Origin of the sequence: Caballeronia sp. Lep1P3, assembly GCF_022879595.1 — a bacterium.
Taxonomy (GTDB): Bacteria; Pseudomonadota; Gammaproteobacteria; order Burkholderiales; family Burkholderiaceae; genus Caballeronia.
In genome coordinates this window covers 50,610-72,459 of the sequence record NZ_CP084265.1, presented here as the reverse complement: position 1 = coordinate 72,459, position 21,850 = coordinate 50,610, and the positions used below count along the sequence as shown (strand labels likewise).

Annotated in this window: 19 protein-coding genes and 1 tRNA gene; 11 read left to right on the top strand and 9 right to left on the bottom strand. The window is 64.6% G+C overall.

Annotation, left to right across the window (positions count from 1 at the left end):
- The first annotated feature begins 27 nt into the window (after nucleotides 1-27).
- The 8 genes from dapF to hslU all read left to right on the top strand — a co-directional run bounded on the left by dapF (nucleotide 28) and on the right by hslU (nucleotide 8,224).
- Nucleotides 28-900, top strand: coding sequence for a diaminopimelate epimerase (gene dapF / locus LDZ27_RS00305; RefSeq protein WP_244814813.1), 873 nt, complete (start codon nucleotides 28-30; stop codon nucleotides 898-900).
- A 33-nt stretch (nucleotides 901-933) separates the two neighbouring features.
- Nucleotides 934-1,650, top strand: a complete 717-nt coding sequence (locus LDZ27_RS00300) for a DUF484 family protein (protein ID WP_244814812.1) — start codon at nucleotides 934-936, stop codon at nucleotides 1,648-1,650.
- Between the two features lie 20 nt (nucleotides 1,651-1,670).
- The gene (gene xerC, locus LDZ27_RS00295) at nucleotides 1,671-2,582 is read left to right on the top strand and encodes a tyrosine recombinase XerC (protein WP_244814811.1); all 912 of its coding nucleotides are present in this window, start codon (nucleotides 1,671-1,673) and stop codon (nucleotides 2,580-2,582) included.
- 33 nt (nucleotides 2,583-2,615) lie between these two features.
- A complete protein-coding gene (locus tag LDZ27_RS00290) occupies nucleotides 2,616-3,815 on the top strand; it encodes a class I SAM-dependent rRNA methyltransferase (RefSeq protein ID WP_244814810.1) in 1,200 nt (399 codons plus the stop codon).
- Between the two features lie 122 nt (nucleotides 3,816-3,937).
- Nucleotides 3,938-5,005: a GTP-binding protein gene (locus tag LDZ27_RS00285; RefSeq protein ID WP_244814809.1), complete on the top strand. Its 1,068-nt coding sequence runs from the start codon at nucleotides 3,938-3,940 to the stop codon at nucleotides 5,003-5,005.
- Nucleotides 5,006-5,572: 567 nt separating this feature from the next.
- Nucleotides 5,573-5,989, top strand: a complete 417-nt coding sequence (gene dksA, locus LDZ27_RS00280) for an RNA polymerase-binding protein DksA (RefSeq protein ID WP_061122132.1) — start codon at nucleotides 5,573-5,575, stop codon at nucleotides 5,987-5,989.
- 348 nt (nucleotides 5,990-6,337) lie between these two features.
- Nucleotides 6,338-6,874, top strand: coding sequence for an ATP-dependent protease subunit HslV (hslV, locus tag LDZ27_RS00275; protein ID WP_244814808.1), 537 nt, complete (start codon nucleotides 6,338-6,340; stop codon nucleotides 6,872-6,874).
- A gap of 12 nt (nucleotides 6,875-6,886) precedes the next feature.
- Nucleotides 6,887-8,224, top strand: coding sequence for an ATP-dependent protease ATPase subunit HslU (hslU, locus tag LDZ27_RS00270; protein ID WP_244814807.1), 1,338 nt, complete (start codon nucleotides 6,887-6,889; stop codon nucleotides 8,222-8,224).
- Nucleotides 8,225-8,353: 129 nt separating this feature from the next.
- On the opposite strand, the gene LDZ27_RS00265 is transcribed toward hslU, so the two are convergent.
- From LDZ27_RS00265 to def, 9 genes are all read right to left on the bottom strand, one after another.
- Nucleotides 8,354-8,429, bottom strand: a tRNA-Phe gene (locus tag LDZ27_RS00265).
- Between the two features lie 95 nt (nucleotides 8,430-8,524).
- A complete protein-coding gene (gene esaR / locus LDZ27_RS00260) occupies nucleotides 8,525-9,241 on the bottom strand; it encodes a response regulator transcription factor EsaR (protein ID WP_244814806.1) in 717 nt (238 codons plus the stop codon).
- The gene (locus tag LDZ27_RS00255) at nucleotides 9,242-11,668 is read right to left on the bottom strand and encodes a PAS domain-containing sensor histidine kinase (protein WP_304657148.1); all 2,427 of its coding nucleotides are present in this window, start codon (nucleotides 11,666-11,668) and stop codon (nucleotides 9,242-9,244) included.
- Between the two features lie 22 nt (nucleotides 11,669-11,690).
- Nucleotides 11,691-12,287, bottom strand: a complete 597-nt coding sequence (locus LDZ27_RS00250) for a DUF4390 domain-containing protein (protein WP_244814804.1) — start codon at nucleotides 12,285-12,287, stop codon at nucleotides 11,691-11,693.
- Entirely contained in the window at nucleotides 12,284-13,732 is a 1,449-nt protein-coding gene (gene rsmB, locus LDZ27_RS00245; RefSeq protein ID WP_244814803.1) for a 16S rRNA (cytosine(967)-C(5))-methyltransferase RsmB, read from the bottom strand. The genes LDZ27_RS00250 and rsmB overlap by 4 nt, the downstream gene beginning before the upstream one ends.
- A gap of 166 nt (nucleotides 13,733-13,898) precedes the next feature.
- Nucleotides 13,899-14,753: a zinc metalloprotease HtpX gene (gene htpX / locus LDZ27_RS00240; protein WP_244814802.1), complete on the bottom strand. Its 855-nt coding sequence runs from the start codon at nucleotides 14,751-14,753 to the stop codon at nucleotides 13,899-13,901.
- Nucleotides 14,754-14,870: 117 nt separating this feature from the next.
- A complete protein-coding gene (locus tag LDZ27_RS00235) occupies nucleotides 14,871-15,518 on the bottom strand; it encodes a LysE family translocator (RefSeq protein ID WP_244814801.1) in 648 nt (215 codons plus the stop codon).
- Nucleotides 15,519-15,545: 27 nt separating this feature from the next.
- A complete protein-coding gene (gene fmt / locus LDZ27_RS00230; protein ID WP_244814800.1) occupies nucleotides 15,546-16,535 on the bottom strand; it encodes a methionyl-tRNA formyltransferase in 990 nt (329 codons plus the stop codon).
- A gap of 53 nt (nucleotides 16,536-16,588) precedes the next feature.
- The gene (def, locus tag LDZ27_RS00225) at nucleotides 16,589-17,092 is read right to left on the bottom strand and encodes a peptide deformylase (protein ID WP_244814799.1); all 504 of its coding nucleotides are present in this window, start codon (nucleotides 17,090-17,092) and stop codon (nucleotides 16,589-16,591) included.
- A gap of 199 nt (nucleotides 17,093-17,291) precedes the next feature.
- Between def and dprA the strand changes: the two genes are divergently transcribed.
- From dprA to LDZ27_RS00210, 3 genes are all read left to right on the top strand, one after another.
- Nucleotides 17,292-18,509: a DNA-processing protein DprA gene (gene dprA, locus LDZ27_RS00220; protein ID WP_244814798.1), complete on the top strand. Its 1,218-nt coding sequence runs from the start codon at nucleotides 17,292-17,294 to the stop codon at nucleotides 18,507-18,509.
- A 90-nt stretch (nucleotides 18,510-18,599) separates the two neighbouring features.
- On the top strand, nucleotides 18,600-18,977 hold the full coding sequence (locus LDZ27_RS00215; RefSeq protein ID WP_244814797.1) for a thioredoxin family protein: 378 nt from the start codon (nucleotides 18,600-18,602) through the stop codon (nucleotides 18,975-18,977).
- A gap of 171 nt (nucleotides 18,978-19,148) precedes the next feature.
- Nucleotides 19,149-21,809 carry a DNA topoisomerase III gene (locus LDZ27_RS00210; RefSeq protein WP_244814796.1) on the top strand — a complete coding sequence of 887 codons (2,661 nt, stop codon included), beginning with the start codon at nucleotides 19,149-19,151 and terminating at the stop codon, nucleotides 21,807-21,809.
- Nucleotides 21,810-21,850: the final 41 nt, after the last annotated feature.

Genomic DNA, 21,850 nt, shown 5'->3' with positions numbered 1-21,850 from the left:
CGTCGGGGCTCACATACAATAGCGGCCATGAAACTCAAGTTCACCAAGATGCAGGGCGCGGGCAACGACTTCGTCGTGCTCGACGGCTACACGCAGGCGCTCCATCTGACTGCGGCGCAGGTGCGCGCGCTCGCGGACCGTCATTTCGGCGTGGGCGCGGACCAGTTGCTGCTCGTCGAAAAGCCGACCGTGGATGGCGTCGATTTCAAATACCGCATCTTCAATTGCGATGGCGGCGAAGTCGAACATTGCGGCAACGGCGCGCGCTGCTTCGTGAAGTTCGTGCGCGATCGCGGGCTGACGGACGCGTCCACGGTGCGCGTGCAGGTGCAAAAAGGCGTCATCACGCTGACCATGCAGGCTGACGGCGAAGTGAGCGTCGACATGAGCACGCCGGTGTTCGACCCGCCGCACGTGCCGTTCGATGCGAGCGGTCTCGAAGGCCGAAGCGAAGGCAACGACACGCTCTGGCCGCTCGACGTGGCTGGTGGCACGCGCTGGATTTCCGTCGTCTCGATGGGCAATCCGCACGCGGTTCAAATCGTCGAAGACGTGAGCGCGTATCCCGTGCTGGCCGAAGGGCCGCTGATCGAACGCCATGCGCGCTTTCCGGCGCGCGTCAACGCGGGCTTCATGCAGATCGTCGATCGTCATTCGGTGAAACTGCGCGTCTATGAGCGCGGCGCGGGCGAAACGCTCGCGTGCGGCACGGGCGCGTGCGCGGCGGTGGCGGCGGGCATCCGGCGCGGCCTGCTGGATTCGCCGGTTCGCGTCCAAACGCACGGCGGCACGCTCACGATCGGCTGGGACGGCGCGCGCGACGAATGCGCCGCGCTCTTCATGGCCGGCCCCGCCGCGACGGTCTTCGAAGGCGAAATCGAACTTTCGGACATCGGCTGAGCCGGACCTCGCATCACAACGTATCAGGCAAACATGAATCCACGCGAAGTCGCCGACTATCTGCTCGACAACCCCGATTTCTTCGTCGAGCACGCCGAACTGCTCGGCACCATCCGGCTTTCGAATCCGCACGGCAAGGCCGCCGTCTCGCTGCAGGAACGCCAGATGGAAATGCTGCGCGACAAGAACAAGCAGCTCGAACGCCGTCTCGCCGAGCTCCTGCGCTACGGTCACGAAAACGACAGCATCTCTGCGAAGTTCAACCGCTGGACCGTGCGCGTGATCGGCCAGCGCGATCCCTACGCGCTGCCGTCGACCATCAGCCGCGGCCTGTGCGAAGTCTTCGACGTGCCGCACGCCGCGCTGCGCATGTGGGACGTCGATGAATCGTATCGCCAGGCGGATTTCGCGCGTCACGTCGGCGAGGAAGTGCGCATCTTCGCGGGCAGTCTCGACGCGCCGTATTGCGGCGCGAACAGCGGCTTTGCCGCGGCGCAGTGGCTCGGCGCGCCGAATTCGGCCTCGGCGACGAGCGGCGCGCACGACAGCGCATCGGCGGAGCGCGGCGTCCAGTCGATCGCGCTCGTCGCGTTGCGCGACCCGCAAGCGGGACCGGATGCGCCGCCGTTCGGTCTGCTCGTGATGGGATCGCCCGATGCGCGCCGCTTCCACGACGGCATGGCGACGGACTTTCTCGCGCAAATCGGCGTTCTCGCGAGCGCCGCGTTGAGCCGCCTGCTGCCGAACTGAGCCGACTCAGCCCAAAAGACATGAACGCCGCCGATCACATCGTCACCTATCTCGCGATGCTGGAACACGAACGGCGTCTGTCCGAGCACACGTTGCGCGGCTACACCTACGAACTCGGCGAACTGCGCGCGCTCGCCAAGGGCCGCGCGCTGGAAACGCTGACTGCCACCGACATCCGCGGCGCCGTCGTGCGCGCGCATGCGGCGGGCTTGTCGCCGCGCTCCATCGCGCATCGGCTGTCGGCGTGGCGCGCGTTTTATCGATGGCTGGCGGAGCGCGTCGACATGCCCGCGAATCCCGTCGCGACCGTGCGCGCGCCCAAGCGCGAGAGAACGCTGCCGAAGGCGCTTTCCGTCGACGACGCCATGACGCTCATGGACGCGCCGCAGTCCGGCTCGCCCGAGGCGCTGCGCGATCACGCGATTCTGGAGCTGTTCTACTCGTCGGGCTTGCGGCTGTCGGAACTCGTGAGCCTCGACGTTCGCCACGTCGAAAGCTCCATCAGTTGGCTCGACCTCGACAGCGCCGAAGTTACCGTGCTCGGCAAAGGCAAGCGCGTTCGCCGCGTGCCGGTCGGCCGCAAGGCAATCGATGCGCTGCGCGCCTGGATCGACGTGCGCGCGCAGTTCGTCAAGCTCGACCCGCACGCGCTCTTTCTCTCCGTGCGCGGCAACCGCATGTCGCCGGGCGTCGTGCGCGAGCGCGTCAAGCGCATGGCGCTCATGGCCGGCATTCCGGCGAACGTGCATCCGCACGTACTGCGGCACTCGTTCGCCACGCACGTCCTGCAGTCGAGCGGCGACCTGCGCGCGGTGCAGGAACTGCTCGGCCATGCGAGCATCACCGCGACGCAGATCTATACGTCGCTCGATTTTCAGCATCTCGCTCGCGTCTACGACTCGGCGCATCCGCGCGCGAAAAAGCGCGACTAACACGCGGCGCCGCGCGCCGCTCCGACAACCGCAATGAACACCATCACCCTCAAACCGGCGAAGGACAGATCGCTCGTTCGCCGTCACCCGTGGATTTATGCGAACGCCATCGCGCGCATCGACGGCAATCCCGCGTCCGGCGCGACGGTCACGGTGCGCGCCGCCGACGGCCGCTTTCTCGCGCGCGCGTCGTACAGCCCGCATTCGCAGATTCGCGCGCGCGTCTGGACCTTCGACGAAGCCGAGCCCGTCGATCACGCCTTTTTCAAGCGACGCGTGCAGCGCGCGGTCGCGCATCGGCAGACGATGGTTCGCGACACCGGCGCGACGCGGCTCATATTCGGCGAGGCGGACGGTCTGCCGGGTTTGATCGTCGATTACTACGTCGCCGACGATGGCGCACACGCGCAGCTCGTCTGTCAGTTCATGGCGACAGGCGTCGAAGCGTGGAAGCCCGCGATCGTCGATGCGCTTGTCGCCGCGACTGGCTGCCCGAACGTGTATGAACGCTCGGACGTGTCGATTCGCCAGAAGGAAGGGCTGGAGCAGACGACCGGCGTGCTGGCGGGCGATCCGCCGCCCGAGACGTTTATCGTCGACGAAAGCGGCGTGCGGTATCACGTCGATGTGCGGCACGGCCACAAGACCGGCTTTTACGTCGACCAGCGCGACAACCGCGCGTTCGTCGCGCAGAACGCGCAAGGCCGCGAGGTGCTGAACTGCTTCTGCTACACGGGCGGCTTTTCGCTCGCGGCGCTCAAGGGCGGCGCGGCGCGCGTGGTTTCGGTGGATTCGTCGGGCGAGGCGCTCGCGCTCGCGCGCGAGAACGTGAAGGCGAACGGTTTCGACGCGCAGAAGGCCGAATGGCTCGACGCCGACGCGTTCAAGACGCTTCGCCGTCTGTATGACGACGGCCAGCGCTTCGACCTGATCGTGCTGGATCCGCCGAAGTTCGCGCCGTCGCGCGAAACCGTGGACCGCGCCGCGCGCGCGTACAAGGACATCAACCTGAGCGGCTTCAAGCTGCTGCGTCCGGGCGGCCTGCTTTTCACATATTCGTGTTCGGGCGCGATCGATGCGGACCTGTTTCAGAAGATTGTCGCGGGCGCAGCCGCCGATGCCCGCGTCGATGCGCGCATTCTCAAGCGGCTCGGCGCGGGCGTCGATCATCCACTGCTCACCGCGTTTCCGGAAGGCGAGTACCTCAAGGGCCTGCTGTTGCAAATCGCGTAAGCCGTCTCAAACTACGCGCGACACGCGGCCCGCAACGGCGTCTGCTTCGCAAATATGTTTCAATAGTCGATTCGATGCAGCGGCCCGCGCATCTCCCGAACATTGACAAGGACTCTGGCGACATGATCCCCGTAACCATCCTGACCGGCTTTCTGGGCAGCGGCAAAACCACGCTGCTCAAGCGCATCCTGAACGAAAAGCACGGCATGAAGATCGCCGTGATCGAGAACGAGTTCGGCGAAGAGAACATCGACAACGAGATTCTCGTGCAGGAGACGAACGAGCAGATCATCCAGATGAGCAACGGCTGCATCTGCTGCACGATTCGCGGCGATCTCGCGCGCGCGCTGGAAGACCTCGCGAACCGCAAGAAGGCCGGCACGCTCGACTTCGACCGCGTGGTGATCGAAACCACCGGGCTTGCGAATCCGGGTCCGGTCGCGCAGACGTTCTTCATGGATAACACGGTCGCCGACGAATTCCTGCTCGACGCGATCATCACGCTCGTCGATGCCAAGCACGCCAACGCGCAGCTCGACCAGCACGAAGTCGTGCAGCGTCAGGTCGGTTTCGCGGATCGCCTGTTCATCACGAAATCCGATCTTGTCGACGCCGATGCGCTCGAGGCGCTCAAGCATCGCCTGCTGCACATGAACCCGCGCGCGGCGATCCGCACGGTCAATTTCGGCGAAGCGGACATCAAGGAAATCTTCGACCTGCGCGGCTTCAATCTGAATTCGAAGCTGGAAATCGATCCGGATTTCCTCGCGGAAGACGAGCATGACCACGCGCATGACCACGCGCATGACCATGACCACGATCATTCGACGTGCGGTCACGATCACAGCCACGATCACGAACATCACCATCATCATCACGCGCATCACGACGACAAGATCAAGTCGTTCGTGTATCGCAGCGAGAAGCCGTTCGACCCGAATCGCCTCGAAGACTTTCTGGGCGGCATTCTGCAGATTTATGGCGAGCGGCTCTTGCGCTACAAGGGCGTGCTTTATATGAAGGGCGTCGATCGCAAAGTCGTGTTCCAGGGCGTGCATCAGATGATGGGCAGCGACCTCGCGAGCAAGTGGATGCCGGTCGAAAAGAAGAACAGCAAGATGGTGTTCATCGGTATCGAATTACCGAAGGACCTGATTACCGACGGCCTCGACGCCTGTCTCGTGAAGTAAGGCGCGGCACGCATTTCGCTACGACTGCGATGCCGCGCGGGCGCGACGGCACGTGCAGCCCGAATAACACGAATCACGACGCAACGCCGCCGCGAATTTCGCGTGCGGCGTTTTTCGTGTGACTTTCGTTTCCGATGTGTAATCGCGCCCACGAATCGACATCGCTTTTTGTACGTTCAGGCGTTATATTTTTGGAAATTCCGACAGTTTTTGACAGGGTTTTCCGTAGGTTTAGTCGGAAATTGCGGTTCAGTTACAATACAGCCCCACTGGAGAAGGGCAGATCCGTTCGGCGCGTGTCTTCGGGCGTTTTGCCGTCGGATGTCAGGAGAAGGGATGTCCCGTCGGACGATGTCTCGGCTGGCCGGGGAGGGCCAAGAAAGACAGCGCGCCGCGGACCGGAAAGGGCCATGCAAATGCCTCGTTTTCGGAGGAACATCCAATATCGGTTTCCAGAGGAGTTCGGTCCCGCATCGAGTGTCGCGTGATGCCAAAACGCTGCATGCATGCGGGTAACGCAAGTGCGGGCGTTGCGAAGACATCGCCCTACATTGAAGAAGCAAGCAGATGACAACGAAACTCTTGACCGAAGCCGAAATCCTGAAGATGAGCGAGAAGGACTACATGAACGAGGAACAACTCGCCTTCTTCAAGAACCGGCTCGAGCAGTTGCAAGCGGACATTCTCAAGAATGCCGGCCAGACGACGGAGAATCTGCGGGAGACGGTGATCGTGCCGGACCCGGCGGACCGCGCGACCATCGAGGAAGAGCATGCACTGGAACTGCGCACGCGCGATCGCGAGCGCAAGCTCCTGAAGAAGGTGCAGCAGTCGCTCGCGCGCATCGAGTCGGGCGACTACGGCTGGTGCGAGGAAACCGGCGAGCCGATCGGCATTCCGCGCCTGCTCGCGCGCCCGACCGCCACGCTGTCGCTCGAAGCGCAAGAGCGCCGCGAACTGCGCCAGAAGCTCTTCGGCGACTGAAGCGCGCGCCGCGCCGGGAACGTCGCGGGACCGCCCGCAACGGGAATCGCGCCGCCGCGAAAAGCTGCAAGCCGGGGAATCGCCATAGAAAGGCACACGTCGATCGTGTGCCTTTTTGTTTGTGCCGACGAAATCGCGCTCATGCGGCGCGCGCACTTGATAAACCACGCCCCGCCCTAAAATGATCCCGACGCGCCCGCGCAACGCGAAGGCGCGCGCGCGGCGCCATCGTTCGGAGCAGTTTCACTGCCCGGAACCCCGCGCCGTGCATCCCATCGAATTCTCGACTGCGCGCGGCTTGTCGCTTTCGACGCCGCGCGCGCTCTCTGGTCTCGTTAAGGAACGCACATGGAACAATTTCACGGCACGACCATCGTCTCCGTGCGACGCGGCGGCAAAGTCGCGTTAGGCGGCGATGGTCAGGTGACGCTCGGCAACATCGTCATGAAGGGCGGCGCGAAGAAAGTGCGCCGCATCTATGGCGGCAAGGTGCTGGTCGGATTCGCCGGCGGCACCGCCGACGCGTTCTCGCTGCTCGACCGCTTCGAGGCGAAGCTGGAAAAGCATCAGGGCAATCTGACGCGCGCGGCCGTTGAACTCGCGAAGGACTGGCGCACCGACCGCATGCTGCGCCGGCTCGAAGCGATGCTGATCGCCGCCGACGCGCACGCCACGCTCGTCATCACCGGCAACGGCGACGTGCTCGATCCCGAAAACGGCATTTGCGCCATCGGCTCGGGCGGCGCGTATGCGCAAGCCGCTGCGCAGGCGCTCGCGGAAAACACCGAGCTTTCGCCGCGCGACATCGTCGAAAAGGCGCTGGCCATCGCCGGCGACATGTGCATCTACACCAACCACAATCGCGTCATCGAGACGATCGAATAAAGGAAACCGGCGATGACCACCATGACTCCCTCAGAAATCGTCTCCGAACTCGACAAGCACATCATCGGACAGGGCCGCGCGAAGAAGGCCGTTGCGGTCGCGCTGCGCAACCGCTGGCGCCGTCAGCAAGTGGCCGAGCCGCTGCGCCAGGAAATCACGCCGAAGAACATTCTGATGATCGGGCCGACTGGCGTCGGCAAGACGGAAATCGCGCGTCGGCTTGCCAAGCTCGCGGACGCGCCGTTCATCAAAATCGAAGCGACGAAGTTCACGGAAGTGGGCTACGTGGGCCGCGATGTGGACAGCATCGTGCGCGATCTGATCGAAATCTCGGTCAAGCAGACGCGCGAAGCCGAGATGAAGAAAGTGCGCACCAAAGCCGAGGACCGCGCGGAAGACCGCATCCTCGACATTCTGCTGCCGAGCGCGCGCCCGGTCGGTTTCGGCGCGGCCGACACGCAGGACGACAGCAACAACGCGACGCGTCAGACTTTCCGCAAGCGCCTGCGCGAAGGCGCGCTCGACGACAAGGACATCGAGCTGGATGTCGAGGTGCCGCAAGCCGGCATGGACATCATGGGGCCGCCGGGCATGGAAGACATGACCGAGCAGATTCGCTCGATGTTCGCGAACATCGGCGGCGGCAAGAAGACGCGCCGCAAGGTGAAAGTGAAGGAAGCGCTGAAACTGCTCACGGACGAAGAAGCCGGCAAGATGCTCAACGACGAAGAGGTCAAGAGCAAGGCCGTGCAGAACGTGGAGCAGAACGGCATCGTGTTTCTGGACGAGATCGACAAGATCGCGTCGCGCAGCGAAGTGGGCGGCGCGGAAGTGTCGCGCGCGGGCGTGCAGCGCGATCTGCTGCCGCTCGTGGAAGGCACGACCATCAACACGAAATACGGGATGATCAAGACGGATCACATCCTGTTCATCGCGAGCGGCGCGTTCCATCTCGCGAAGCCGAGCGACCTCATTCCCGAACTGCAAGGGCGCTTTCCGATTCGCGTGGAACTGGACTCGCTCTCCGTGCAGGACTTTGAATCGATCCTGAATTCGACCGATGCGAGCCTCGTCAAGCAGTACAAGGCGCTGCTCGCCACCGAAGACGTGGAACTCGACTTCGCCGATGACGGCATCCGCCGCCTCGCCGAAATCGCGTTTTCGGTGAACGAGAAGACGGAGAACATCGGCGCGCGGCGGCTTTATACGGTGATCGAAAAGCTGCTGGAAGAAGTGTCGTTCGCGGCGGGCAACCACGCTGGCGAGCCGGTGAAGATCGACGCTGCGTATGTCGACCGCGCGCTGGGCGAAGTGGCGCAGGACGAGGATTTGTCGCGCTACGTGCTTTAAGCGGCAGCCGCCTGGAGAAGAGAAAACGAGGCGTCATTCGACGCCCCGTTTTGCTCGAAGCGAAGCGCAAACCGCTCGCCGGAAATGAAAAAGCCCGAGAGTGATGACACTCTCGGGCTTCTTGCATTCTGGTGGCCTGGGACGGAATCGAACCATCGACACGCGGATTTTCAATCCGCTGCTCTACCAACTGAGCTACCGGGCCAACGAAGAGGTGAAACTATAGCAGAGTCATGCACGCGGCTCAAGCCTTTAGCCGGATTTTTATCGATCTCGTCCAAATCCGGCTACCCGAGCAGTTCACACTTCGCTCTTGTTCTTTCCGAGATCGACGCCAAGCTGCTTGAGCTTGCGGTACAAGTGCGTGCGCTCCAGTCCCGTCTTCTCCGCGACGCGCGTCATGCTGCCGTTCTCGCGCGCCAGGTGATACTCGAAGTACGCGCGTTCGAACGCATCGCGGGCATCGCGCAGTGGAATGTCGAAGGAGATCGACGCCGTCTGCCCTGCCTGAGTCTGCGCCGCGCCGCTCGCGTGCGCATCGGTGGACGAAGCATTGAGCGCCGATGCCGTGGGCAGCGCCGCCGCGATCGCCACGCCCGATGCGCCCGCGTTCACCGGCGGCTTCGTCGCCGCCGCGATGGCCGGCGCAGCCGTTCCGTGCGCGAGTCCCTGCTCGACGGCCTTCAGGAGCTTTTGCAGCGCGATCGGCTTTTCGAGGAAATTGAGCGCGCCGATCTTCGTCGCCTCGACCGCCGTATCGATGGTCGCGTGCCCCGACATCATGATGACGGGCATCGTCAGCTTGCCCTGCGCGGCCCACTCCTTCAGAAGCGTCACGCCATCGGTGTCGGGCATCCAGATGTCGAGCAGCACGAGATCCGGTGTCTGCTGCAAGCGGTACTCGCGCGCATGCTGCGCGTTCTCCGCCACGTCCACCACATGTCCCTCGTCGCTCAGGATCTCGGAGAGCAGTTCCCGGATCCCCATTTCATCGTCTACCACCAGGATGGTTGCCATTTAAGCTGCCCTTGTCTGCACTGTTGCTTTTGTCGTTCCGTGTTTCGCGGCCGCTGCGGATGAAGGCGTTGCGCCATCGGCGGCGGTGGCTTGCGCGAGTTGAAGAAACAGAATCGAGATTTGCGCGCCTTCCACGACATCGCCCGTTCGAGACCGGTTGCGAATGTCGATGCGCGCGCCATGCTCGTCGACGATCTTCTTCACCGTTGCAAGTCCCAGACCCGTGCCCTTTGCCTTCGTTGTCACGTAAGGCTCGAACGCACGCGACAGGATGCGCGCCGGAAAGCCCGCGCCGTTGTCCGATACGCTCAGCCGAACCGCGACGCGCGCATGACCCGAGGCATCGGGCTCGCCATATTCTACTGTTCTCGTTTCGAGCACCACGCGCGGCTCGGGGACATCGGCGACGGCGTCCTGCGCGTTCTGCAGCAGGTTGTGAATGACCTGGCGAATCTGCGTCGCGTCGCCGCGAATCACGGGCAGCTTCGCGAGATCGACCTTGATCGGGCTCTTGCCTTCTTCTATGCCGTAAAGCGTCAGCACTTCCGCGACCAGATCGTTCAGTTGCAGATTGCCGAGCACGGCGGGCGGCGTGCGCGCGTATTCGCGGAAATCGTCGACCATGTGCTTCATCGCCTGAACCTGATTGACGATGGTGGTCGACGCGCGCTTGAGCACTTCGGCGTCCTGCGGAGCCAGCTTGTCGGCGAGCTTCATTTGCAGGCGCTCGGCGGAAAGCTGAATGGGCGTAAGCGGATTCTTGATTTCGTGCGCGAGCCGCCGCGCGACTTCGCCCCACGCAACCGAACGCTGCGCGGAGATGACGTCCGAGATATCGTCGAAGACGACGACATAGCCGGTCGTCTCCGCGTCTTCCGTGTCGCTTTCAGTGGCGCTCAGAAGTTGCGTGCCGCGCACGAGAAGCGTCAGCGGATCGTTTTCGCCAGGCACCGTGACGGCGACCTGCTGCTGCCAGTGCCCGCGATCGCCCGCCGGACGACCGCTGCCGATGGCCGCCGCGTCGCGCTCCGCGAACGCCTTTTTCACCGTCGCGCCGAATTCGCCGAGGACGTCGATCTGATCGAGCGGCTGACTGAGCAGCGCGCCGAACGGCTGGCGGAAGATGCGCTCCGCGCCGCGATTCGCGGTGGCGAGGCGGAACTGGCGGTCGAACACGAACACGCCCGCCGTGAGGTTCGCGAGAATGCTTTCGAGATACGCCTTCGAATGTTCCAGCGCGATGCGGTTGTTCTCCACCGCCGCGCGCGCTTCGGAAAGCTGGCGCGTCATCGCGTTGAAGGACTGCGTGAGAAAGCCGAGTTCATCGCGCGAATTGATTTCGCGCTTGGGCGTGTAGTCGCCTTCCGCCACTTCCTTCGTGCCTTGCGCGAGCAGAAAGAGCGGGCGCGCGAGCTGATTGCCGAGCGCGAGCGCGAGCATCATCGCGATGAACGTGGCGAGGAAAAGCGCGAGCGTCAGCGTGCCGATGTACATCTTGCGCAAGCCGGTGCGCCCGAGCCGCTTTTCCTGATACTCGCGATACGCGCGCTGCACCGCGTCCGCGTTGCGCGCGAGTTCCTGACTCACCGGCTGCTCGATCTGCAGGAAGCGGTCGACGTGCTGGAATTCGGTCGTGTTGATGGGATCGGGAATCTTCGTGACGACGCGCAGACGCAGCGCGCCCTTCGGCCCGGTCGATTTCGGATCGCCGTCGATTTCGCCTTCTATCGCGCCGAACGGATGATCCTGCGCCTCTTTCAGCATCGCGCCAGTCGGCTCGTTTTCGGGCAGGAGCGCGTAGTAATTGCCCGACGCCTGCGCGATGGTCCGCAAGCCGGGCACGCGCAGCGACGCGCCGCCGGCGCTCAGGTCATCGCGATTGTATTGATCGCGCGGACGCTCGAACACGACGGCGTCCTGAACGCCGAATTGATCGCGCAGGCGCAACAGCGTGAGCGTGAGGCTCGACGGATCCGCGCTCGCAAGCTGCTCGCTCATCTGACGGCCGCGGTTCCTGAAGTCCGCGAGCGACGTTTGAAGCATGCCGCGCCCGAGCGTCAGCCCGGACGTGAGCGCGGTCTCGACATTCACGTCGAACCACGATTCGATGCTGCGCGACACGAACTGATACGACACGATGTAAATGATCGCGCCCGGCACCACGCCGACGAGCGCGAAGATGAGCGCGAGCTTCGCGAGCAGCCGCGTGCCGAAGCGCCCTTGCCGCACGCGCGACACGATGATGAGCGTGAGGCTGACCACGATCAGCATGAAAATGAGCGCCACCGCGACGTTCGCGGCGTACAGCCAGCCGTAGTAGCGGTCGAAGAACTCGGTGTTCGCGCTCGCGAGCGCCAGCATCACGAGCAAGAGGACCGCCGTGAGCGCAACTGTGGCGACCAGCAACCGGACGACAAAACTCTTCATGTCGGTGCGGCCGCGCCGAAATCTATTTCGCACGTTCTGCCGCCGTAAAGGTGAATCGCTTCCAGTCCGAGGACAAGTTCCAGTCGCGGTTGTTGACCGCGTCGATCTGGAACGGCTTGGGCATCAGCGCGATGTCGAGCTGCATGCGCACCGATGCGTTATACGTCTCGCCCGCATGGACCTGATTGCGGTCGATGACATGCCACGACGTCACATGCTTGATGACGGCGAGCGCTTCGTTGAGCGATGCGAAGCGCAACTGCAAGCCGCCCGTCGATACGCGGTATTCGTTCGTGAGCGGCTGATACGAGAGACGGATGCTTTGCGACACGTTGACCGGCTCTTCGTCGAACCAGTACCAGCGCGGCCGCGACAACGCGAAGTCGATGGTGAAGTAAAGCGGCACGCTGCGGTTCACGGCTTCTTCGAGACTGCTGTTGAGATCGAAGTCGAAGTGCGCATCCAGACTCCAGCCGTTGTTGTCCGCCTGCAATGACGCGCGCTGCACGGAGATCGTCTCGGCAAACGCGGGACTGGCCGCGGCGAAACTCAGCCAGAGCGCCAGCGCAGTCCAGATGACGGCCGCGAGCCGAAGCGGAAAAAAGCGTTTGATCGTCACCGTTTCTGAAAGCGCGCGTAGAAGAATCCGTCGTGATCCGCGAAGGGTTCCGTTTTCCCGTCCTCGCCGGAAGCGGAGCGTTCGACATTTGTACCGTCCGGTGAATTCTCGACCGCACCGGCGCTCGCGCGCGCCGCTGTCGGCAGCAATTGCCCCGGCGCGTCCAATCGTACCGCATCTTCATGCGACGCTCCAAACCAGCGCGCTTGGTCTTCGCCCTCTTCGGGAAAGATCGAGCACGTCACGTAGAGCAGTTCGCCGCCCGGCGCCACAAGCGGCCACAGCGCCGCGAGAATGCGCCGTTGCTCCGCGACGAGCGCCGCGATATCCGACGACCGGCGCAGCCAGCGGATGTCCGGATGCCGCCGCACGATGCCCGACGCCGAACATGGCACGTCCGCGAGAATGCGATCGAACGGCGCGCCGTCGAACCATTGCGACGGATCGCCTGCATCGCCGATACGGATATGCGCTTGCAGCTTCAGACGCTCCAGGTTCTGCGCGATGCGGCCCGCGCGGTCCGCGTCGCTTTCGAGCGCGACGAGTTCGACATCCGCCAGTTCGAGAATGTGGCCCGTCTTGCCGCCGGGCGCGGCGCACGCGTCGAGCACGCGCATGCCGTCGCGAAGATTCAGCGATTGCGCCGCGAGCTGCGCGCCCGCGTCCTGCACGGAGACGACGCCTTGCGCGAAGCCGGGAATGCGATCGACGGGCATCGGCGTTTTAAGCCGCACCGCCTGCGCGCCAGCGGCTTGAGCCTCAATGTGCGCGGCCTTCAGAACGTCCAGATAGGCGTCGACAGTCGTGTGCCGCGCGTTCACGCGCAACGTGAGCGGACCCTGAACGTTGCCCGCTTCGAGAATGCGCTGCCATGCATCGGGCTGAGCGCGCTCGACCGAATCGATCCACCATTGCGGATAGTTCCATCGCGCGACCGGGCTTTGCGACGCTTCCGCGACGAGCGAATCGCGCTCGCGCAGGAAGTTGCGCAGCACCGCGTTCACGAGCCCTTTCGCGAACGCGAACTCGCGCCGCGCGGCGATCGCGCTCACCGCCTGATCGACCACGGTGAACGGCGCATACGCGGCGTGGGCTTCGTCGTCTGTGAGGAGGGCGAACGCGCACGTCAGCACGTTGCCGACGTAGGGCGGCGGCGCCTTGCGCACGAGCTTGTGCAGGAGCGCATCGGCGAGCGCGAGGCGGCGCATCGCGCGATACGCGATGTCCTGAATCGCCCCGCGCGCCGCGGCGTGCCCAGCCGTTGCGACGACCGTCTGAATGGCGGCGGGCAAGGCCGAGCCGGCGCGCACGGCGCCGACGGCCTGGGCCGCGCCATCGAGCGCGAACGCGAGCGAGTCGGGCGCGAGATGCAGCGTGCTCATGCGCGATGCGGCGCGCGACGGCTGATGCGCGGCGGCGTGTCGCCGGGAAGGCTTGTCGGTCATGTCGGATGCGGGAGTTCTGCGGCTTGCGCACGCGTGCAAACGACGATTGTAACGTGCGCGGCAAATGCGCCCGGTTCGTGCGCCGAGCGGTTCCATCAGCGAAAAAAGGCCGCTCCCATACGCCCGGAGCGGCCTCTCGTGCAACGCGCCGCGAAGACGCTTGCGTTCAGATGCGCCCGGTGCGCGCCATTTCCATGAGACGCGCGACGCGCTCTTCGGTGGACGGGTGCGTCGAGAACAGATTGGCGATGCCGCCGCCGGAGAGCGGATTCATGATCATCATCTGCGCGGTGGCCGGATGCGCTTCCGCTGCCGGGAACGGCACGCCCGACGCATACGCGTGAATTTTCTCGAGCGCGCTCGCGAGCGCTTGCGGATCGCCCGAAATCGCCGCGCCGCCGCGGTCCGCCTCGAATTCGCGCGCGCGGGAAATCGCCATCTGGATCATCGCGCCCGCGATCGGCGCGAGAATCGCAACGGCGATGCTGGCGATCGGGTTGGCCGGGCGGCCTTCTTCATCGCGTCCGCCGAAGAACATCGCGAAGTTCGCGAGCGCGGAGATTGCGCCGGCCATCGTTGCCGAGATGGTCGAAATGAGGATGTCGCGATGCTTCACGTGCGCAAGTTCATGCGCCATCACGCCGCGCATTTCGCGCTCGGACAGCACGCGCAGAATCCCGGTGGTCGCCGCGACCGCCGCGTGTTCCGGATTGCGGCCCGTGGCGAACGCGTTCGGCGCGTCTTCGTTGATGAGATAGACGCGCGGCATCGGCAATTGCGCGCGCGTGGCGAGTTCGCGCACCATGCGATAGAACTGCGGCGCGGTGGTTTCATCGACTTCCTGCGCGTTGTACATGCGCAGGACCATCTTGTCCGAGAACCAGTACGAGAAGAAATTCATGCCGAGCGCGACGATCAGCGCGAGCATCATGCCTTTCGAGCCGCCGATCATCCCGCCGATCACGACGAAAAGGGCCGTGATCGCTGCCATCAGCATCGCGGTTTTGACCCAGTTGAACATATGCGGTGCTCCCTCTCCCTGAATACGGTGCGCACTTCGCGCGGTGGTCCCGGCGGTATCGACCGGGACGGCCATTGTAAGCAAAACGTTAGATAGGGGCGTCCGCGAATAATTCAACTATCTGTGCGATGTCGCCAGTTTGATGCCGAGGCCGACGAACGCGCTGCCCACGCCGCGATCCAGCCACTTTTTCACGCCAGGCTTGCCCGAGAAACGCTCAGTGACGCTGCCCGCGATCCACGCGACGAAGCTGTTCCAGACCGTGCTCATCGCGATGAACACGAGGCCGAGCGTGAGGAACGCGAGGGTTTTGTGCGGACTGTCGGCGGCGACGAACTGCGGGAAGAACGAGACGAAGAAGAGCACGACTTTCGGGTTCAGCACGTTGGTGACGAACCCTTGCGTGAAGAGCTGGCGCAGCGACTTCGGCGCGGACTTCGCGCTCGCTTGCGCCGATGCCGCCTCGCTCGCCGCGTCGTCTTTCGCGAAGACGAGCCGCACGCCGAGGTAGATCAGATACATCGCGCCGGCGATCTTGACGACGGTGAACGCCGTCGCCGATGCCGCGAGAATGGCCGTGAGGCCGAAGGCGCAAGCGAGCGTATGCACGATGCAGCCCGCCGAGATGCCGAGCGCCGAGACGATGCCCGCGCCGCGTCCCTGCGCGACGCTGCGCCCGACGATATACGCGGTGTCGGGACCGGGCGTGACGTTCAGCAGAAAGACGGCGACGAGAAAGAAGGCGAAACCGGTGATGCCGAGCATTGCGGACTCCGTTGAGCGTGAGCGACTTTATTCTATGCCGGGCGCGTGGTCCGGAACGGCGAATCGCTGTCCTCTGGATACGCCCGCGCCCGCGAGAAACTCGCGCACCGGCAAGCGCTTGCCGCCCGGCTTCTGAAGCTGCGTCAGGCGAAGCGCGCCCGTGCCGCAATTCACGACGATGCCGTCCGGCGAAACATCGGCGATGACGCCCGGCTCGCCCGCGCCATCGACGGCCTGTGCCGCCCAGATCTTGATCGCGGCGGTGTCCAGCGTGCCGAACGCGCCGGGGAACGGATCGAACGCGCGCACTTGCCGCGCGAGTTCTTCCGCCGGGCGGCGCCAGTCGAGCGCCGCCTCGTGCTTGGCAATCTTCTCCGCGTAAGTGGCGCCTTCTTCGGGCTGCGGGGTGGACGCGAGCGTGCCGTCGCGTTGCAGATCGCGCAGCGCGCCGACGATCAGTCCCGCGCCCATATGCGCGAGACGATCGTGGAGCGTTGCGGTCGTGTCGTCGGGATTAATGGGCGTGCGCGCCTCGCGGATCATCGCGCCGGTGTCGAGGCCGGCATCCATTTGCATCAGCGTGATGCCGGTTTGCGCGTCGCCCGCTTCGATCGCGCGATGAATCGGCGCGGCCCCGCGCCAGCGCGGCAGCAGCGACGCGTGAATATTGATGGCGCCGCGCGGCGGAATGTCGAGCACTTCCTGCGGCAGGATCAGGCCGTAGGCGGCGACCACCATCACATCGTGCGGCGTGGCGCCCAACTGTTCGATGGCGTCGGCCGCTTCCTGCGGATATTTGCCCGCGCGCCGCAGCGATGTCGGCTGCGCGACGGCGAGGCCCTGCTCGAGCGCGAAGCGCTTGACCGGACTCGCGGTCAGTTTCATGCCGCGCCCGGCCGGGCGGTCGGGCTGCGTGAGGACGAGGGGAACGGAAAAGCCTGCCGCATGGATGGCCGCGAGCGCGGCGGCGGCGAATTCAGGCGTACCGGCGAAAACGACACGCAGCGATTGAGTCATCGATCAAAGCGCCGTTTGTGGCGCGCCTGCAAAAACCTGAATCGTACCGCCGCTCAGAGCGCTTTTTCGAGCTTTTTCATCTTGCCGCGAATGCGCGTCTGCTTCAGCGCCGACAGGTATTCGACGAACACATGCCCGTCCAGGTGATCGATCTCGTGCTGGATGCACACGGCGAGCAGCCCGTCGCAGTCGATCTCGAACGGCTCGCCCTTTTCGTTCAGCGCCTTCACGCGCACCTTGTCCGGCCGCTCGACGACATCGTAGATGCCAGGCACCGACAAACAGCCCTCTTCCCAGTCCTTCCTGACTTCGCTCGCCCAGACGATCTCCGGATTGATGAAGACCATCAGTTCGTTATGCGCGTCCGACACGTCGATGACGATCACGCGCTCGTGCACGTCCACCTGCGTCGCCGCGAGACCGACCCCCGGCGCCGCGTACATGGTCTCGGCCATGTCCGCCACGAGCTTGCGGATGCGGTCGTCCACCACGGCGACGGGCTTCGCCACCTTGTTGAGCCGTTTGTCCGGGTAGTTGAGTATCTTGAGCAGAGCCATGATTCGGATTGTCTACGCGCGCCGCGACGCGTGTGAAGTCGGCCATTCGGCCAGGTTGCGGGTGGCTGGCGGCATGCCGAAGATATGCGGGTGAATCCACCGGATTCAACGCCGCCGGCAAGCGGCAGACAGCGTCGCTACGGGCCGAAAGCGCGGCCAGGCGACGATTCTTGATTTGTTCGGGACCAAAAATCTTAACATGACGACCGCCACCTTGCCGACCGAGTCGGCGCTTCCCGCAACCGGCGCGTGCGCGCGCGACGCCGACGAACTGCGCGCCTGGCTGCGCCTCGCGCATGCCAAAGGTCTGCGTCCGCTCGCGTTGCGCACGCTGCTCGCGACGTTCGGCGGCCCGCTCGAAGTGCTCGCGGAGAGCTTCGCCGCGCTCGCGCAATGCACCGACGAGGCCGCGGCGAAGGCCGTCGTCGCGCCGCCCGCCGATATCGAAGGCGCCGCGTTTGACCACTATATTGAACGCGTGCGCGAATGGGCGTCGGAGCCCGGCAACCGCGTGCTGACGCTCGCCGACGCCGACTATCCGCAGGCGCTGCTCACGATGCCCGATCCGCCGCCGCTGCTCTACGCGAAAGGACGGCTCGACGTGCTGCAGTCGCGCGCGGTCGCCATCGTCGGCAGCCGGCACGCCACGCCGCAGGGCACCGAAGACGCGCGCCGCTTCGCGCGGGCGATCTCTGAGGCGGGCGTGGCCGTGGTGTCGGGGCTTGCGCTCGGCATCGACGCGGCGGCGCATCGCGGCGCGCTGGAGGGCTGCGGCGGGACGATTGCGGTGATCGGCACGGGCGCGGACCTCGTGTATCCGGCGCACAACCATACGCTCGCGCATGACATCGCCCGCGACGGCGCGATTCTGTCGGAATGGCCGCTCGGCACGCCTGCGCGCTCGGCGAATTTCCCGCAGCGCAACCGGCTGATCGCCGGGCTGTCGGGCGGCGTGCTGATCGTCGAGGCGGCGATGCGCTCCGGATCGCTCATTACCGCGCGCCTCGCCAACGAAATGGGGCGCGATGTCTTCGCGATTCCCGGCTCCATTCACGCGCCGTTGTCGCAGGGTTGTCACCGCATCATCAAACAGGGCGCGAAGCTCGTCGAAACGCCGGAAGACGTGCTCGAAGAATTTGGCTTTCCGGCTGCGCACGCCGGCGCACGGGCGAGGCGCGGCAAGCCTCGGCCGGCGAGCGCGTCGTGGGCGTCCGCGAGCGTCGCCGAAGCCGCGCCGGGTGCGGATGCGGAAACGGTGCTGGCCGCGCTCGGCCACGCGCCCGCGACGCTTGAAATTCTCGCCGCGCGCACCGATCTCGACGGCGCGGCGCTGCAGGGCGCGCTGCTCGAACTGGAACTCGCCGGCCGGCTCACGGCGCTGCCCGGCGGACGGTACGCGGCGCTCGAGCGCTCGTAAGCGCGCCACGTGCTACATTCGCGGAAAAATCGGCCGCAGATAGCCGAAAACGAGCCGCTAGTTCGCCAAAGAAAGGATTGCGCACACCCCATGTCCGCGTTGAACCTCGATACCGACGCCGAAGAAATCGCCGAGCGCATCGCCGTGCCGGGGACGCTCTTCGTCGCGTGCCTGTGCGCCGAGTGGTGCGGCACTTGCCGCGAATACCGCGAGGGCTTCGACAGGCTGGCGGCCGCGCATCCGGACATCTGCTTCGCCTGGATCGATATCGAGAACCACGCGGATCGCTTCGACGATCTCGATGTCGAAAACTTCCCGACGATCCTGATCGAAGATTCCGCGGCGACGCGCTTCTTCGGCACGGTGCTGCCGCAGGCGTCGATCGTAGAGCGGATGCTCATGGACCTGACCGCGCTGCCGAACGTGACCGGCGCGCCGAAACTGCGTCCGGCGCTTGCTACGGCGTAGACAAAACCGCTGCATTTCCGGTTCGTAGCCGGTTTCGAGACGTCTGCGACGCGCCAATCGGGCGAGCGTGCTTATCGCAGCCGCGGCGCGCACGGCGCAAAGCCTGTGCTATAAAGCGGACGTTAAAGCGGCCCAAACGGGGCCGCTGCCCGTACCCAACCATATTGAGTCATGTCCAAAGCCCTGATCATCGCCGAGAAGCCCTCCGTCGCGAACGACATCGCGCGCGCGCTGGGCGGCTTCACGAAGCATGACGAGTACTACGAGAGCGACGATTACGTGCTCTCGTCCGCGGTCGGCCACCTGCTTGAAATCGCCGCGCCGGAGGAATACGACGTCAAGCGCGGCAAGTGGAGCTTCGCGAACCTGCCCGTCATCCCGCCTCACTTCGATCTGAATCCGATCGCGAAAAGCGAGGCGCGCCTGAAGGTGCTCACGAAGCTGCTGAAGCGCAAGGACATCGACCGGCTTATCAACGCATGCGACGCGGGGCGCGAGGGCGAGCTGATTTTCCGTCTGATCGCGCAGCACGCGAAGGCGAAGCAGCCGGTGCAGCGCCTCTGGCTCCAGTCGATGACGCCGGCCGCCATCCGCGAAGGCTTCGCGCACCTGCGCAGCGACGCCGACATGCAGCCGCTCGCGGATGCCGCGCGCTGCCGCTCGGAGGCGGACTGGCTCGTCGGCATCAACGGCACGCGCGCGATGACCGCGTTCAACAGCAAGGGCGGCGGTTTCTTTCTGACGACAGTCGGCCGCGTTCAGACGCCAACGTTGTCCATCGTCGTCGAACGCGAGGAGAAAATCCGCCGCTTCGTGCCGCGCGACTATTGGGAAGTGCGCGGCGAATTCGTCGCGGCGAAAGGCATCTACGAAGGCCGCTGGTTCGACCCGAAGTTCAAGCGCGTCGAGAACGATCCCGAGCAACGCGACTCGCGTCTGTGGAGCCTGCCGGCGGCGGAATCCATCGTCGCGGCGTGTCGCGGCAAGACGGGCAGCGTGACGGAGGAATCGAAGCCGTCCACGCAAATGTCGCCGCTGCTCTTCGACTTGACGAGCCTTCAGCGCGAAGCCAACGGCCGCTTCGGGTTCTCCGCGAAGAACACGCTCGGCCTCGCGCAGGCGCTGTATGAAAAGCACAAGGTGCTCACTTACCCGCGTACCGATTCGCGCGCGCTGCCGGAAGACTATCTGGGCACGGTCAAGGAAACGCTGACCATGCTCAAGGAGAGCAACAACTACCTGCCGTTTGCCAAGCAAGTGCTGGACAAGGGCTGGGTGAAGCCGAACAAGCGCATTTTCGACAACTCGAAGATCAGCGACCACTTCGCCATCATTCCGACGCTGCAAGCGCCGAAGTCGCTGTCCGAGCCCGAGCAGAAGCTGTACGACCTCGTCGTGAAGCGCTTCCTGGCGGTGTTCTTCCCGGCAGCGGAGTATCTCGTGACGACGCGCATCACCGAAGTCTCGGGGCATCATTTCAAGACGGAAGGCAAGGTGCTCGTCGAGCCGGGCTGGCTGCAGATCTACGGACGCGAAGCGGCGGGCGAGGAAGGCAATCTCGTGCCGGTGCAGAAGGGCGAAAAGGTGGATGTCGAGAAGGTCGAGGCGCACGGCCTCGTCACGAAACCGCCCGCGCGCTACAACGAGGCGTCGCTGCTCTCCGCGATGGAAGGCGCGGGCAAGCTCGTCGAAGACGAAGAATTGCGCGAAGCGATGGCCGCGAAGGGCCTCGGCACGCCAGCGACACGCGCCGCGATCATCGAAGGGCTGCTCGGCGAGAAGTACATGGTGCGCGAAGGCCGCGAGCTGATTCCGACCGCCAAGGCGTTCCAGTTGATGACGCTTCTGCGCGGCCTGGGCGTCGAGGAACTGACCGCGCCGGAGTTGACCGGCGAATGGGAGCACAAGCTCTCGCAGATGGAGCGCGGCAACCTGCATCGCGATGCGTTCATGCAGGAAATCGCGCGCATGACGCAAACCATTGTCAAGCGGGCGAAGGAATACGATTCCGACACGATTCCCGGCGACTACGCGACGCTCGCCACGCCGTGCCCGAACTGCGGCGCGCAGGTGAAGGAAAACTATCGGCGCTTCGCGTGCACGAAGTGCGAATTCTCCATTTCCAAGATTCCGGGCGGCCGTCAGTTCGAGATTCCGGAAGTCGAGGAGTTGCTGCGCGAAAAGACGATCGGGCCGCTGTCGGGATTCCGCAGCAAGATGGGTCGTCCTTTTTCGGCGATTCTGAAGCTCGCCTTCGACGACGAAATCAAGAACTTCAAGCTCGAATTCGATTTCGGTCAGGACGCGGGCGGCGAAGACGGCGAACCGCCCGATTTCTCCGAGCAGACGCCGGTCGGCGCGTGCCCGAAGTGCCAGTCGCGCGTGTTCGAGCATGGCATGAGCTTCGTGTGCGAGAACTCCGTCGCGAATCCGAAAACCTGTGATTTCCGTTCGGGCAAGGTCATCCTGCAGCAGGAAATCGCGCGCGAGCAGATGGAGAAGCTCCTGAACGAAGGGCGCACGGACTTGCTGACGAACTTCAAGTCGTCGCGAACCGGACGGAACTTCAAGGCGTTTCTCGTGAAGCAGCCGGACGGCAAGATCGGCTTCGAATTCGAAAAGAAGGAGCCGAGGCCGGGCGCGAAGACGGCGGCGGTCAAGCGCGGTGCGGCATCGGAAGCGCAGAACGACAGCGCCGACGAAGGCGATAGCGACGTCGCCGTGGCCGCCAAGACCACGCGCGCAAAGGCCGCGACGAAGACGGTTGCCGCGAAGAAGGCGCCCGCGAAAAAGGCGGCGGCGAAGAAAACGGCGGCGCGCAAGGCGGGCTGATCGGCCGCGCCGCGAACGCGCTGTCAGAACGAAAAAAAGCC